This window comes from Streptococcus suis (genome assembly GCF_002960445.1).
GTDB classification, from domain to species: Bacteria; Bacillota; Bacilli; order Lactobacillales; family Streptococcaceae; genus Streptococcus; species Streptococcus hyiners.
The window spans coordinates 1-278 of the sequence record NZ_POJD01000438.1; the positions used below are offsets into that span (position 1 = coordinate 1).

A 278-nucleotide genomic window follows, 5' to 3' on the forward strand; every position below is an offset into this window, starting at 1 on the left:
TGACTACATTGATGCGGAGGGAAATCATGACTGAACTTTTTTCCAATCCTATTTTTGGTATTATGTTATCAATTGCAGCATATTTAATTGGAATGCTGATTTATCGGAGATTTCCTCATCCAATCACAACCCCACTGTTGGTAGCTACAGGATTGATTATTGTCTTTTTAAAAATGACAGGTATTTCCTATAAGGAATATTATGCAGGAGGGTCCTATCTAAATATGCTTATTGTGCCTTCAACAGTAGCTCTGGGTATTCCTTTGTATCGTTCTTTC

1 protein-coding gene is annotated in these 278 nt (G+C 36.0%); it reads left to right on the plus strand.

Going from position 1 to position 278, the window contains the following annotated elements; all coding sequences use genetic code 11:
- Positions 1-26: 26 nt before the first annotated feature.
- The coding region (locus tag C1G53_RS12435; protein ID WP_192873142.1) for an LrgB family protein at positions 27-278 on the plus strand (252 nt) is incomplete at its 3' end.